Genomic DNA, 247 nt, shown 5'->3' with positions numbered 1-247 from the left:
TCCGCAGTAGCTCAGCGGTAGAGCTATCGGCTGTTAACCGATCGGTCGTAGGTTCGATTCCTACCTGCGGAGCCATTATGCTTCCATAGCTCAGCTGGTAGAGTACTTCCATGGTAAGGAAGAGGTCACCGGTTCAAGCCCGGTTGGAAGCTTGGAAAAGTTTTTAAATTTTTGGCCCGTTGGTCAAGTGGTTAAGACACCGCCCTTTCACGGCGGTAACACGGGTTCGAATCCCGTACGGGTCACC

The 247-nt window shown here is 52.6% G+C and carries 3 tRNA genes; all 3 read left to right on the top strand.

The features are described 5' to 3' along the window. Positions 1-75: transfer RNA gene (locus ACQRBL_RS32950), tRNA-Asn, on the top strand. A 4-nt stretch (positions 76-79) separates the two neighbouring features. Further along, a tRNA-Thr gene (locus tag ACQRBL_RS32945) sits at positions 80-152 on the top strand. 21 nt (positions 153-173) lie between these two features. Continuing rightward, positions 174-245 (top strand) — tRNA-Glu (locus tag ACQRBL_RS32940). The last annotated feature ends 2 nt before the right edge of the window (positions 246-247 follow it).

It is taken from the genome of Bacillus sp. AF62, assembly GCF_050312695.1.
GTDB classification, from domain to species: domain Bacteria; phylum Bacillota; class Bacilli; order Bacillales; family Bacillaceae_G; genus Bacillus_A; species Bacillus_A cereus.
The sequence above is the reverse complement of the archived record's forward strand: the minus strand, read 5'-3'. Positions and strand labels throughout refer to the sequence as shown.